Consider the following 13111-nt stretch of genomic DNA (forward strand, 5'->3'; position numbering starts at 1 on the left):
GTGCGGCCGCGTTCGGGCCGCGTAGGGGCGGGTGGATGTTCCCGGGCCGGGTGGCACCGGAAGGGCGGCGTACAGCCCGTGTGCGGCCGCCTGCTGGCAGTGAGAGCCGGAGGGCGCCCGGCACCCGCGGTGAGATGCCGGGCGGAGTGCTATCGGGCGGCCGCGATGCGCTCGGCGGTGCGCTGCGCGCGGGCCCCGGTGCGCCAGGCCCGGTATTCGGCGCTGGGCCCGTCGGCCGCCGCCCACGCGGCGTCGGCGTCCTCGGGGGCCGCCTCCTCCGCGCCACCGGTCCAATCGGGCTCGTCCTCATCGGCGGGCATGTCGTCATGTGCAGGGTGGAGAGGGGCGGGCACGGCGGCTCGGCCGGCCGCAGCGGCCGCGTCCAGTTCGGCGAACTCCGCGGCCAGTTCCTCCCGGAGCCGTGCGGTCTCGGCCTCGTCGGCAGCCTTCGCGGCGGCGTGGGCGGCTGCCTTCGCGGCGGCCTCGTCCCGGCGGGCGTTCTCCTCCAGGGCCGGGCCGTGGGCCGCTTCCCGCTGCGCGGTGAGGGCCTCCTGCTTCCGCTCCTCGGCGGCGAGGAGGGCGGCCTCCGCCTCGGCGGTCAGCGCCCGCTCCCGGGCCAGGTAGCCGCACAGTGCGCACTTCTGACGGGTGTCGAGGTGCACGCCGCGCTCGCACTGCGGGAGGTCACACGCCTGCTCGATCAGCAACTCCCGGAGGAACCCGACCGGCTTGAGGATGCGGGAACAGTCCTCCCGGGAGGCCGGGCACCCGGAGGCGGTGCAGCGGGAGCACCCCCGGTAGTCATGGTGCGAGCGGGCCGGGCCCTCGCCGCGGTACCACCCGCCATTGATCCGGAGTGCGGCGTGCTCCACGCCCCGCGGGTACGTGAAGAACGCGTGCTCCCGTACCTCCGCGCCGCGGTGCCCGAGGAACTCCCTCACGGCCTTTCGGAGCGTCTGGATCCGGGCCGCCGGGGAGGTCAGCACCCCGAGGGAGTCGAGCAGGGCGTACACCTCCGCCTCGCCCTCCACCGGGCGCAGTTCACTGATCGGCTGCGCCCTCCGCGGGGCCCGCTTCCTGGGAGCGGCCGCCGGGGCCTGCGGGCCGGGCTGGTCGGAATTCTGACCAGCGGCCGGGGCGGTCTGCTGACGGCCGTCAGCCTGCACCCCGTCCCCACCTCCCGCCGTTGCCAGCGTCTTTCCCTCGGCCCCCGCGGCGGGCTCGGCCGGCGACGGCGCGGAGGACTCCCCATCCGCTGCCGGTCCCGCTCCGCCGACCTCCGGGTGCTGCTGGGTGGGGAGATCGTGGTCAGACGCGGCGGAGCCGCCCGGGCCGGGCTGGATTTCAGGCGCCGCGCCTTCGCACGCGCCCGCACGTGTAAAACCCCCCGCACTTTGGCCTACGGCCGTCACCCCCGCGTCTTTCCCTTCACAACTGAGGATTGGATCTGTGGGTTCAAGGGGTGTCACCGGCGACACCGGGGAGGGTGTCATGGGTGACACCGGAGGGGGTGTCATGGATGACACCCCATAGTGACCTGCGGTTTTCCCCTTGGGAGGCTGCGGGGCAGCCTTCGCGCGGGCCGCCGCTGACGCCGTACGCCCCTTGGAGCGGCGCCGCTCCTGAACCGCGGCGGCCTCCCGGAGCGCCTCCGCCGCCGCCTCCGCGGACGCGGCCAGCAGCTCCGCTGACCCGGACAGCGCGACCGCGGCGGCGGAGCCCTCCCGGAACTCGCCCTCCTGCGGCTGCTGTGCCCAGAGCAGGGCCCGCTTCTGCTTCGGGGTGACGATCTCCGGGAACGGCTCCCCGGTCCCGGCGTATTCGTCCCACGGCCCGTGCAGGAAGAACCGGTTGGACGTCTGGGAGCCGTCTTCACGGAACGCCTCCTTCGTGGAGATCAGCCGCAGCGTCTCCAGGTAGGCCAGCGCCCGCTGAATCGTCCGCTCCGACTTCTCCGCTTCCGCGGCGATCAGCGGCACGGACGGGAAGCAGGAGAACCGTTCGTCGGCGCGGTCCGCGAGGCGCCCCAGGACGAACTTCGCGGTGATGTCACCGACCTTGACGCGGGCCGCGTAGGTCAGGGCCTCGACGCTCATCAGGCACCCCCGGCGACCAGGAGGCCGGCGTACGCGGCTGCGGGACGGGGGGCGGGCAGGGACGGCATCATGGCCTCCGCGGTGAGGCCGCCCGGCGTGCTCGCGGCACAGTGCCGGGCGGTGTGCGTCCCGGCGGCCCAGAACCAGCCCGGGTAGTTGGCGCGGGCTTCGGGGCCCGCTAGGGTGTGGCGCATCGAAGGCGCTCCTGTGGGGTGCTGAGAGAGGCCCGGTGACTTTGGTAGGGAGCCGGGCCTTTCGCATGTCTGAGTGCGGTTAGGCGGCATCGGTGTCCGCCTCGGGAACCGCGCGCTGCGCGATCCTGGCCAGGGCGGGCCGGAAGATGGCGCGCAGCTCGGCGATCTCTGCTCCGGTGAGCGGGGGCCGGGACGCGACGAACTCGGCGATGAACGCTTCGTCGTCCTGTCCTGCGGCCGGTGTGCACCAGCCGTCCGGGTCGACGTTCACGCGGCGGCCGCCCCGCTGATCAAGGCCTCGACGTCCGCGCGCCGGTACCAGATGCGGCCGGTCGGGAGCTTGACGTACGGCAGGCCGATCCCGAGGTTGCGGTTGTTCGCGAGCGTCTGGAGGGCGTAGTGGGTCACCGCCGACACCTGGCGGGGCGTCATCCACTCGCCGGACCGGAGCGCCTCAGGCGTGGGGAGCTGCGACATTTCCGAGACTCCTGTCGACGTAATCAAGACAACTCACTCGGTAGGACCGGTAAGTGTCGTAACGACGGCGACACTACCGGCGATCTTGATGCGTCGCAACAACACACGCACGCGTCTCGGAAATCTCGACAGCTAGTGTCGCGGTTATGGCGACAGGACCCATGGACCTCGGCCCGACCTCCCGGGCCGTCGCGGACAATCTCCGCAGGCTGCGCGAGGCGCGGGGGCTCAGCCTCCGCGCGCTCTCAGCTGACCTCAAACGGCGCGGGCACAGCCTCAGCGCCGACGCCCTCAACAAGATCGAGAACGGTCGGACCCTGGAGGCCGGCGCCGAGCCGCCGAAGAACGTCCGCCGTATCGACGTCGATGACCTGACCGCCCTCGCCGCGGCACTCGGCGTGAACCCGAACGCCCTGCTGCTCCCCCACCAGGGATCAGGCAGCATCAGCCTGACCGGCGCGGGCACGGTCGACGCGACGTTCGTGTGGGCGTGGGCCGAGGGCCGGCGCCCACTCACCGTCCCCGAGGGCGACGACGGGACTGCGAACGCCGACTTCCAGCGCTACGCCCGGCCCCTCGGCATCCGGAGCTACAGCCGGTCACTGGCCAGCCGTGAAGCGCACTTCGAGGACTCCGGAGGCCGCGGCTACTACAAGCGCGGCCCGGACGGGACACTGGTCGAGGCCAGCACCGGTGAGCCGGTCGAGTTCGACCAGCACGGCAACCACGACGACTGAGCAGCCCGAACGCCCTCCGCGCACCCGGAACGGCAACGTGGCCCCCGGGACACCCCGGGGGCCACGTCCGTACCGCGCCCGGCTCAGGCGCCCACGCCCGCCCACTGGAGGCCGATGGTGGTCTTATCGAATCCCGGGCCGCGTCGCGCCACCGGGTACACCTTCAACCGCAGCCCCAGGCCGTCCAGGACGCGCCGCTTCTGCGGCACCAGGAGCGCGTTCCACGCTTCCCCGGATCCTGGCCCCACGAGGCCCTTGAACGCGTCGAGGTCGAAGGCTGGCCGCAACCTGCGCGCCTCGTTCTGCGCGTCCGTGATCTGCTTCGCCAGCTTGGCCGTGATGCGCCGCAGCTGCTCCCGGGTGATGATCCCGTCCGCGTAGTCGTCTGCGGCTGCCTCCTGGCGTGCCTTCAGACCCTCCGCCCGCTCCAGAGCTGCCAGGGCCGCCGAGTCGTCACCGCGGAACACGTCGGCTGCCGCAGGCTTTGACAGCAGCTTCACCACCACCGTGCCGACGTACTTGTCGAGGGCTTCCTCGTTCCGGCCGACACAACCGCTCGCGTCGCAGACGTACGTCGGCTGCTTCCGGCCCCGCGTCGCGTTCCCCTTCAACGCGACCCGGAGCACCGACCCGCACGGCCCGCACGTCGCGACCTCGCCCCAAGTCAGCAGGTGCTTCCGCGCCCCCGGCAGCTCCCGCACGACGGCCCGCTCCGCGAACAGGTTCCGCAGCTGCGCGTACTGCTCGTCCGTGATGAGCGCCGGCCACGCCGCCTTGTACTCCACGCCCTGGTGGACGCGGAGCCCCACGTTCGCCGGGCGCAGCGCGAGCTTCTTGACGCTGGTCTTGTTCCATAGCGACCCGTCCGCGTTCTGCCCTACCGCCCGCCGCTTGAGCCGCATCCCCGCACCGGGCGCCGGCACCGCGCGCTCGTTCAGGTCGGCTGTGATGCTGATGAGGCTGGCTCCGGACAGCAGGCGGGTGACGACGTCGCGGACGACGGCGGCCTGTTCGGGGTCCTCTACGTCGTGGAACCCGTCGACCTGGCCGCGGGCGTCGTATTCGTACTGACGCCTCCACCCGTACGCCACGGGCCCGTTCGCCCGGCCCTCCTGGGCGCGCTCCAGGGCCGCGCGGGCCACCCGCTCGCTCTTCACCTCAGACTCGGCGGTGTCGGACTCGCCGAGGTTCGCGAGCTGCGACCGGTCCGACGCCTTCGCCATGTTGAACAGGCCGCCCGACTCGAACGCCACCCAGCACTTCGCGTGACGCAGGTCCTCGATGGCCTGTGCGCGCTCGACACGGCGCCGCCAGACTCGTGACGGGTGGTATCCGACCACGATGACGCGGACCCCCGGCTCCCGGGCGGCCTCGATGGCGTCGGCCATCAGCCGGTCGTACTCGGGGCGTTCCTCACCCGAATGGGCGGAGACGTCGTTCTCGACGTACTCACCGCCGATCTCCCAGTCGTTGTCCTTGGAGAACGTCCGCAGGTCGTTCATCTGCCGATTGACGCCCCGTCGACGGTCGCGTGGGTCCTCGGAGATCCGGGCGTACAGGAAGGCGACGGTACGGCGCGGGAGGGTCAGAGTGTTCACAGGAGAGGACCCTAGGGCTTCCCGGGCGGCGTGGGCAACACGTGGAAGGATCCCGAGGCGTTCGCGAGCCTCATCCGTGACGTCGAGGAGAAGCTCTTCGGCGCGCTCCCCGACGAGACCTGGGTCTACCCCGGACACGGCGACGACACCACGCTCGGGAACGAGCGCCCGCACCTGCCGGAGTGGCGCGAGCGCGGCTGGTAGGAGCGCCGTACCGCGTGCTTCCTCGCTCTGAGGAGTGACGTGGCGCGCGAGCCGGTACGACTACTTCCGTGCGCTCCACAACCGCGGGCGCGGTCGGGTAGTTGTGGCCGCATGCCCCAGGAACGACCTCCCTCACCTCCCTCCATGGCCCGCCTCGCCGCCGCGTCGCTCGCCGGAACGGCCATCGAGTTCTACGACTTCTTCGTCTACGGAACGGCCGCCGCGCTCGTTCTCGGACCGCTCTTCTTCCCGACCTTCTCGCCGCTCGCGGGAACGCTCGCGGCGTTCGGCACCTTCGCTGTTGGTTTCATTTCACGGCCGCTCGGATCTGTCGTCTTCGGGCACATCGGAGACCGTTACGGACGCCGTCCTGTCCTGTTCGCGTCCCTGTTGCTCACGGGAATCGCGACCGTCGCCGTCGGCTGCGTACCGACGTACGGATCGATCGGAGTGGCGGCGCCCGCGCTCCTCCTCGTACTGCGCTTCCTCCAGGGACTCGGGCTCGGCGGCGAGTGGGGCGGCGCGGTCCTGCTGACCGCCGAGCACGCCCCCGCGCACCGGCGCGGCCTGTGGTCGAGCTTCCCGCAGATCGGCCCGCCGGTGGGCTTCCTCCTCGCCAACGGCATCATGCTCGCCCTCTCGGCCTCGCTGACCGACGCGCAGTTCGCCTCCTGGGGCTGGCGCGTGCCGTTCTGGGTGGCCGGGCTGCTGGCCGCCGGCGGGCTCCTGCTGCGTACATCACTGGCGGAGACGCCGCAGTTCAAGCAGCTCAGCGAGACCGGCGAGCGGGCTGGCGTCCCCCTCGTCGAGGTCGCGCGCGACCACTGGCGGCTGGTCCTCCTGACCGCCGGCGCGCTCGCTGTGGGGTACGCCGTCTTCTACGCCGTGACGACCTGGTCGCTGGCGTACGCGACGGAACAACTGGGCGTCAGCCGTACGGTGATGCTCGCCTGCATCATGGCGGCCGTGGCGGTGACCGGAGTGGTCACTCCGTTCGCGGCGATGCTGGGCGACCGCTACGGGCGCAGGCCGCTGTGCCTGGCGGGCTGCGCGGGGGCGGCGCTTTCGATGTTCCCGATGGTCGCCCTGCTGCGGACCGCGGAGCCCCTGCTGATGTTCCTCGGCTTCCTGGGAGCGCTGCTGTCGTTCATCACCATGTTCGCGGTGATCGCCGCGTATCTCCCGGAGTTGTACGAGCCGAGGGTGCGGTGCACGGGGGCAGCCGTCGGCTACAACCTGGCGGGGGTCCTCGGCGGCGCGCTGACCCCGGTGGTCGCGACGGCCGTGGCGCACGGCGACGGGCCGCCGTGGGGGGTCGCGGTGTACCTGACCGCCATCGCGCTCCTGAGCCTGGGCTGCTTCGCGCTGCTGCCGGAGACCAGGCCGGCACCCGCCCGGGTGGTGGAACCGGCCGAACCGGCCGCCGCCTGACCCCCCGTGGAACGCGGAACACCGGCCGGTGCGGGCGGGCTGAGAGCTCCGCTCGCACCGGCCGGTGCCGATGTCCGTGCGTCGTGGCCGGTCAGGACTCGACGCTCTCCTTGGCGTCGTCGGACGCGGCCGGCTCGTCCTGCGCGGCGGCCTGCGCGGCCTGGGCGCGCTGCTCGGTCTTCTTGTTGGCGATGAGGCTGGTGATCGTGGTGATGATCAGCACGCCGCAGATGACCGTCAGCGAGAAGGGGATGGAGATCTCGGGAACGTGCACCCCGGACTCGTGCAGGGCGTGCAGCACCAGCTTGACGCCGATGAAGCCCAGGATGACCGACAGGCCGTAACTCAGGTGGACCAGCTTCTTGAGCAGCCCGCCGATGAGGAAGTACAGCTGCCGCAGACCCATGAGGGCGAAGGCGTTGGCGGTGAAGACGATGTACGGGTCCTGGGTGAGGCCGAAGATCGCCGGGATCGAGTCCAACGCGAACAGCACATCGGTGGTGCCGATGGCGAGCATGACGACCATCAGCGGCGTCAGGACGCGCTTGCCGTTGTTCCGGATGAACAGCTTCGTGCCGTGGTACCGGTCCGCGACGCCGAAGCGGTTCTCGATCGACTTGAGGAGACGGTTTTCCTCGAATGCCTCTTCCTCCTCGTCGGCCCGCGCCTCCTGGATGAGCTTCCAGGCGGTGTAGATCAGGAACGCGCCGAAGATGTAGAAGATCCACGAGAAGTTGGCGATGACCGCGGCGCCGGCCGCGATGAAGATCGCCCGGAGCACCAGGGCTATCAGCACACCGATCAGCAGCACACGCTGCTGGAGGTGGGACGGCACCGAGAACTTCGCCATGATCAGGACGAAGACGAACAGGTTGTCGACACTGAGCGACTTCTCGGTGATGAAGCCGGCGAAGAACTCACCGGACGCCTGCGCGGTGCCGAAGACCAGCAGGCCCACGCCGAAGAGCACGGCCAGCACGATCCAGACGACCGTCCAGATGCCGGCTTCCTTGATCGACACATCGTGCGGCTTGCGCCCGATGAGGAAGTCGACTGCGATCAGGGCGACCAGACCGAGAATGGTCAGCACCCAAAGGGTCATTGAAACGTCCACTGCGCCTCCGGCAGATAGCTACGGCATCTCACTCAGCGTCGTCGCTGCCGGAGGTCTCTTCCACCCGAGCGCGTGTCCGTGCGACTCGGGCCGACGCCCCGGGACCGATGGCGGTCCGTATTGACGGGTACGTCGCAGCCGGGAGTACTCCCCTCCGCTCCTCGAAGGGTACAGGAACACCCAAGAGAAGGTAAAGGGATGGGTAAAGCACTCCCAAAAGTGCCGGTCAGCGGGGCAGTGACCGCCTCGCCGCCGCCACCTGCGCGAGCACCTGCCGCACCACCCGGCTGCCCGCCGGGGGCAGCAGCGGCTCGTACGTCCACGTGTGACCGACCCACGGGTCGATCAGGTGGTCGTCGGGCACCGGAGTGACACGCAGCAACGCCCGCCACAGCGGGTCGAGCACAGGCCCGTACGCGCCGGCGTCCGCACGGTCGGCGACCATCATCAGGTGCACGCCGACCGACGGGCCCTCGTCGGCCAGGTAGCGGAGCTGGGTCACGGCGCGGTCGTCGAAACCGTGTGGGAAGTCGTTGACGATCAGCAGCTGCTCCGCCGTGTCCAGGTCCGGCGGGAGCGAGTCGGTCGCCCCGCCACGGACCGCCATCTGCACCAGCTCCACCCGCTGGGTGAGCTTGGCCAGCACCGCCGTCACTCCCTGGGCGCCGGCCGCCGGCGGTGCGGCGAGCACGCCGGACTCGGTCAGCGGCGCGAGAGCGGGCGCGCCCGTGCCCGCCGGGTCGATGACATGGACGGTGAACTCGCCCGCGGGATAGACCGCCAGCAGCCGCGCGGCGTGCGCGGCGGCGGTCTCCATGGCCGCCGCCCGCAGCTGGTCGGACTCCATCATCAGCGCGGCCCCGGACCCGGAACGGCCGCTGTCGATCCACAGTCCGCGCTCCAGCGGCAGCCGTACCAGCATGGGAATGCGCAGGTCCGGCTGTTCGGAAAGGTGGAGATCACCGACGCGCAGGGCCATCGGGATCTCCATGGGGACCCGGTAGCCGTGCCAGACCGGGTTGTCCCAGGAGGCGAAGGCGGGCGGCAGGGCGGGCTCGACGACGCCGGTCTCGGCGGCGAGCTGGGTCAGGTCGCGGTCCAGCACCTCGCGGGCCCGGCCGACGAGCTCGTCGCGCTTGGCCTGGGCCGCCGCGCGGGCGTTGTCGCCCGCGGTGCCGATCCGGCTGCGGGGGTCGGAGAGGGCCTTGTCGAGCTCCTGCTCCATCCGGGACTCGGCGAAGTCGACCGCGCTGCGGTACGCCGCGACCGTGCGGGCCAGGTCTTCGAACATGCCCCACACCTGGTTGTACAGCCGCTCCTCCATGGACCAGCCGGTCGCGTCACCGGCGACGGGCTGCGGGTGCCCGCCCGGCTGGGCGGGTGGCGCGGCGGGCGGCGGGGGCGGCGCGGTGTTCCGGCGGCGCGGGTGCGCGTAGTCGACGGGGCCGCCCCGGGGGGCCTGGGGAGGCTGCGGAACGCCGCCGTCCGGGCCGGGCGGCGCGGTGGGCGCGGGCGGGACGGGGCCGGGGGCCGCGGCGGAGGCGGTCGTGGGTGACGGCGCCGCGTCGCTCTGCGCGTCGCGTCCGGCGTTCGCCGCGCGGGACGTCGTACGCCGTGCCCGGTCGCCGTCCTGGGTGCGGGGCGGGGGCGGGGCGACGGCGCGTGCCATGCCGCTGCTGACGGCCTCCTGGATGGTCACCGCGAGCTCACGTGCCTGCGGGAGGCCCTGGTCGCGGAGCATGTCGGCGAGGCCGCCCGCGTACCCCTGGCCGACGGCGCGCACCTTCCAGACGCCCTGCCTGCGGTAGAGCTCGAGGGCGACGACGGCGGACTCGCTGTCCAGGCCGGTCACGGTGTAGGTGGCGACCTCGCCGCCGTCGAGGCCCGTGACGGAGACGAACGGGGCGGCGACGGCGCCGAAGCGGACCGGGCCTCCCCCGCCCGTGGGGAGAGCGAGCAGGACGTTCAGCCGGTGCACGGTCTCGGGCAGGGCTTCGAGGTCCACGGCGAGCCGGTGGTCGGCCGCGGCCTGTTTGGACACTTCGAGCCCTGGGAGGTTCGGCGAGCCGGGGTGGGCGACCCACTCCGTGCCGCGTACGGTGCCCTGCTCGTCGCAGAGCGTGGCACCGGCCACGACCGGCGTGCCGGCCGACACCCGGATCTCCAAACGGGCCTGGGGCAAGGGGTGGTTCTGCCCCCGGACCAGTTCGGCCGTCATCGCCTGTCTCCCCCGTGTCGCGTCGTCGACGGCCACAGCGGTGGCCGGTGGTGGCTTGCGTCCAGTGAGATGTGGAGCGCATGTGGTGCAGCTCCCGGCGGCCGATGCCTCCGGGAGCTGCGCGTGCTTCGGTGGTCGCCCGCTACAGGTGCGGCAGGATCGACGGCATCAGGTCCTGGAAGGTACGGCCGTTGGCAGGGGTGCCGATGGCCGTCATCTGCCAGCCGGCTCCGGCGCGGTGCACCTTGGCCATGATCTGGGCGGTGTACTGGCCGCCGCCGTCGAGCGTGTAGCGGGCCATCTCCTGGCCGTTGGTCTCGTCGACGATGCGGCAGAACGCGTTCTGCACTTCCTGGAACGTCTGGCCGGTGAAGGAGTTCACCGTGAAGACGATCTGGTCGATGTGCACCGGCACGCGCTGGAGGTCGACGAGGATCGCCTCGTCGTCCCCGCCCTGACCCGCGCCGCCGACCAGGTTGTCACCGGTGTGCTTCACGGAGCCGTCGTCGCTGACGAGGTGGCGGAAGAAGACGACGTCGACCGGCTGCTTGTCCGCGAACAGGACGGCCGAGGCGTCGAGGTCGACCTCCCGGGTGCGCGAGCCGAACAGCCCGCGCCGGGGCGCCGCCTGCCAGCCGAGCCCCATCCGGACAGCGGTCAGCGTGCCGCCGCCCTTCTTCTCCAGGCTGATGGCCTGACCCTTGGTCAGATTGACGCCAGGTCCCCCGGGCGCGCTGCCCTTGGATACGTCCACCACGCGCTGTCCCCTCTCCATGCTTACCCCGCGGCCCGCCCGTGTGCGTGCGGCTGTCGAGAACCCTACGCAGTGACACCCGGGCCGCCACCGTCGCGGCGTACTTTGTGTCGGTCTTGCAACACACCAGGTGTCAGGCTCGTCAGACCTGCCCCGCCTCCCTCATCTGTCGCAGTTCCTTCTTCAGCTCGCCCACCTCGTCACGCAGTCGAGCGGCCACCTCGAACTGGAGCTCGGCGGCGGCGCCGCGCATCTGCTCCGTCATCTCCTCGATGAGCGCTGCCAGTTCCGCGGCGGGGCGGTCGGTGAGGACATCGCCCTTCTTGCCCGCCCTGGTGCCCTTGGCCGCCTTGTTACCGAGGACCGGCACCGGGGCCTTGGCCCCCTTGCCCTCCTTCGGCTGCCGGAAGCCCGAGCCGAGGAGCTCCTCGGTGTCGACCTGCTCGCGCGCGATCGAGGCGACGATGTCGTTGATCTTCTTGCGCAGCGGCTGCGGATCGACCCCGTGCTTCGTGTTGTACGCGATCTGCTTCTCCCGGCGCCTGTTGGTCTCGTCGATGGCCTTCTCCATCGCCGGGGTGACCTTGTCGGCGTACATGTGGACCTGGCCCGAGACGTTGCGCGCCGCGCGGCCGATGGTCTGGATCAGGGACGTGCCCGAGCGCAGGAAGCCCTGCTTGTCGGCGTCGAGGATGGCCACCAGCGAGACCTCGGGCAGGTCGAGACCCTCGCGCAGCAGGTTGATGCCGACCAGGACGTCGTACTCGCCGGAGCGCAGCTCCCGCAGCAGCTCCACGCGGCGCAGCGTGTCGACGTCACTGTGCAGGTAGCGGACCTGGATGCCCAGTTCGAGGAAGTACTCGGTGAGGTCCTCGGACATCTTCTTGGTGAGGGTGGTGACCAGGACGCGCTCGTCCCGCTCGGTGCGCTTCCTGATCTCGTGCACCAGGTCGTCGATCTGGCCCTCGGTGGGCTTGACCACGACCTCGGGGTCGATGAGACCGGTGGGGCGGATGATCTGCTCCACGAAGCCGTCGGAACGGGAGAGTTCGTACGCGCCGGGGGTGGCGGAGAGATAGACCGCCTGACCGATGCGCTCCTGGAACTCCTCCCACTTCAGCGGGCGGTTGTCCAGCGCGGACGGCAGCCGGAAGCCATGGTCGACGAGGGTGCGCTTGCGGGACGCGTCGCCCTCGTACATCGCGCCGATCTGCGGGACGGTGACGTGCGACTCGTCGATGACCAGCAGGAAGTCCTCGGGGAAGTAGTCGAGGAGGGTGTGCGGCGCGGTGCCGGGGGCGCGGTCGTCCATGTGCATCGAGTAGTTCTCGATGCCGGAGCAGCTGCCGATCTGGCGCATCATCTCCAGGTCGTACGTGGTGCGCATGCGCAGACGCTGGGCCTCCAGCATCTTGCCCTGCTTCTCCATCTCGGCGAGCCGCTCCTCCAGCTCCTTCTCGATGCCGCGGACCGCCTTCTCCATGCGCTCCGGACCGGCGACGTAGTGGCTGGCGGGGAAGACGTACAGCTGCTGGTCCTCGCTGATGATCTCGCCGGTGAGCGGGTGCAGCGTGGAGAGCGCCTCGATCTCGTCGCCGAACATCTCGATCCGGACGGCCAGCTCCTCGTAGACCGGGAAGATCTCGATGGTGTCGCCGCGGACCCGGAAGGTGCCGCGGGCGAAGGCCATGTCGTTGCGTGTGTACTGGATGTCGACGAAGCGGCGCAGGAGCTGGTCGCGGTCGATCTCCTCGCCGACCTTCAGCGGCACCATGCGGTCCACGTACTCCTGCGGCGTACCGAGGCCGTAGATGCAGGAGACGGAGGCGACCACGACGACGTCGCGGCGGGTGAGCAGCGAGTTCGTCGCGGAGTGGCGCAGCCGCTCGACCTCCTCGTTGATCGAGGAGTCCTTCTCGATGTAGGTGTCCGACTGCGGGACGTACGCCTCGGGCTGGTAGTAGTCGTAGTACGAGACGAAGTACTCGACGGCGTTGTTGGGCAGCAGCTCGCGGAACTCGTTCGCCAGCTGGGCGGCGAGCGTCTTGTTCGGCGCCATGACGAGGGTGGGGCGCTGGAGCTTCTCGATCATCCAGGCGGTGGTCGCCGACTTGCCGGTGCCGGTCGCGCCGAGCAGGACGACATCCTTCTCACCTGCGCGAATACGCCGCTCCAGGTCGGCGATGGCCGCCGGCTGGTCACCGCTGGGCTGGTAGGAACTGACGACCTCGAAGGGCGCCACCGTGCGTTCGATGCTTGAAACGGGCCGCATGCATCAACCGTACGAC

The 13111-nt window shown here is 70.9% G+C and carries 11 protein-coding genes and 1 pseudogene; 3 read left to right on the forward strand and 9 right to left on the reverse strand.

The window, feature by feature from the left end:
• Nucleotides 1-149 precede the first annotated feature (149 nt).
• The 4 genes from IE185_RS01005 to IE185_RS01020 form a co-directional block, all read right to left on the reverse strand.
• Nucleotides 150-2096 (reverse strand): helix-turn-helix domain-containing protein, encoded by a 1947-nt coding sequence (locus IE185_RS01005; RefSeq protein WP_138895801.1) that lies wholly within the window; start codon nucleotides 2094-2096, stop codon nucleotides 150-152.
• Nucleotides 2096-2290, reverse strand: a complete 195-nt coding sequence (locus tag IE185_RS01010; protein WP_138895800.1) for a hypothetical protein — start codon at nucleotides 2288-2290, stop codon at nucleotides 2096-2098. The genes IE185_RS01005 and IE185_RS01010 overlap by 1 nt, the downstream gene beginning before the upstream one ends.
• Nucleotides 2291-2369: 79 nt before the next feature.
• Nucleotides 2370-2561, reverse strand: coding sequence for a hypothetical protein (locus IE185_RS01015; RefSeq protein ID WP_138895799.1), 192 nt, complete (start codon nucleotides 2559-2561; stop codon nucleotides 2370-2372).
• Nucleotides 2558-2767: a DNA-binding protein gene (locus IE185_RS01020; RefSeq protein WP_138895798.1), complete on the reverse strand. Its 210-nt coding sequence runs from the start codon at nucleotides 2765-2767 to the stop codon at nucleotides 2558-2560. The genes IE185_RS01015 and IE185_RS01020 overlap by 4 nt, the downstream gene beginning before the upstream one ends.
• Before the next feature lie 146 nt (nucleotides 2768-2913).
• Here IE185_RS01020 and IE185_RS01025 point away from each other — a divergent pair, with 146 nt between their 5' ends.
• Complete coding sequence (locus IE185_RS01025) at nucleotides 2914-3504, forward strand: helix-turn-helix domain-containing protein (protein ID WP_138895797.1); 591 nt, start codon at nucleotides 2914-2916, stop codon at nucleotides 3502-3504.
• Nucleotides 3505-3587: 83 nt separating this feature from the next.
• On the opposite strand, the gene IE185_RS01030 is transcribed toward IE185_RS01025, so the two are convergent.
• A complete protein-coding gene (locus IE185_RS01030) occupies nucleotides 3588-5102 on the reverse strand; it encodes a recombinase family protein (RefSeq protein ID WP_170198308.1) in 1515 nt (504 codons plus the stop codon).
• Between the two features lie 18 nt (nucleotides 5103-5120).
• On the opposite strand from IE185_RS01030, the pseudogene IE185_RS01035 reads away from it, so the two are divergent.
• Nucleotides 5121-5306, forward strand: a pseudogene (locus IE185_RS01035) (MBL fold metallo-hydrolase); the annotation flags it as partial.
• A 144-nt stretch (nucleotides 5307-5450) separates the two neighbouring features.
• Nucleotides 5451-6737, forward strand: coding sequence for an MFS transporter (locus tag IE185_RS01040; RefSeq protein WP_138895794.1), 1287 nt, complete (start codon nucleotides 5451-5453; stop codon nucleotides 6735-6737).
• Nucleotides 6738-6828: 91 nt separating this feature from the next.
• On the opposite strand, the gene IE185_RS01045 is transcribed toward IE185_RS01040, so the two are convergent.
• From IE185_RS01045 to uvrB, 4 genes are all read right to left on the reverse strand, one after another.
• Complete coding sequence (locus IE185_RS01045) at nucleotides 6829-7851, reverse strand: TerC family protein (RefSeq protein ID WP_138895793.1); 1023 nt, start codon at nucleotides 7849-7851, stop codon at nucleotides 6829-6831.
• 226 nt (nucleotides 7852-8077) lie between these two features.
• Complete coding sequence (locus IE185_RS01050; protein ID WP_189714415.1) at nucleotides 8078-10069, reverse strand: TerD family protein; 1992 nt, start codon at nucleotides 10067-10069, stop codon at nucleotides 8078-8080.
• Nucleotides 10070-10211: 142 nt separating this feature from the next.
• On the reverse strand, nucleotides 10212-10778 hold the full coding sequence (locus tag IE185_RS01055; protein WP_069930790.1) for a TerD family protein: 567 nt from the start codon (nucleotides 10776-10778) through the stop codon (nucleotides 10212-10214).
• 187 nt (nucleotides 10779-10965) lie between these two features.
• On the reverse strand, nucleotides 10966-13095 hold the full coding sequence (uvrB, locus tag IE185_RS01060) for an excinuclease ABC subunit UvrB (protein WP_138896156.1): 2130 nt from the start codon (nucleotides 13093-13095) through the stop codon (nucleotides 10966-10968).
• Between the last annotated feature and the right edge of the window lie 16 nt (nucleotides 13096-13111).

It is taken from the genome of Streptomyces chryseus, assembly GCF_014650755.1.
In the GTDB taxonomy this organism is placed as follows: Bacteria; Actinomycetota; Actinomycetes; order Streptomycetales; family Streptomycetaceae; genus Streptomyces; species Streptomyces chryseus.

Excerpts from the sequence above, each read along its gene's own strand:
- IE185_RS01040 (WP_138895794.1), top strand. The coding sequence starts at position 5,451 with ATGGCCCGCCTCGCCGCCGCGTCGCTCGCCGGAACGGCCATCGAGTTC.
- uvrB (WP_138896156.1), bottom strand. The coding sequence starts at position 13,095 with ATGCGGCCCGTTTCAAGCATCGAACGCACGGTGGCGCCCTTCGAGGTC.
- IE185_RS01010 (WP_138895800.1), bottom strand. The coding sequence starts at position 2,290 with ATGCGCCACACCCTAGCGGGCCCCGAAGCCCGCGCCAACTACCCGGGC.
- IE185_RS01020 (WP_138895798.1), bottom strand. The coding sequence starts at position 2,767 with ATGTCGCAGCTCCCCACGCCTGAGGCGCTCCGGTCCGGCGAGTGGATG.
- IE185_RS01005 (WP_138895801.1), bottom strand. The coding sequence starts at position 2,096 with ATGAGCGTCGAGGCCCTGACCTACGCGGCCCGCGTCAAGGTCGGTGAC.
- IE185_RS01025 (WP_138895797.1), top strand. The coding sequence starts at position 2,914 with ATGGCGACAGGACCCATGGACCTCGGCCCGACCTCCCGGGCCGTCGCG.
- IE185_RS01050 (WP_189714415.1), bottom strand. The coding sequence starts at position 10,069 with ATGACGGCCGAACTGGTCCGGGGGCAGAACCACCCCTTGCCCCAGGCC.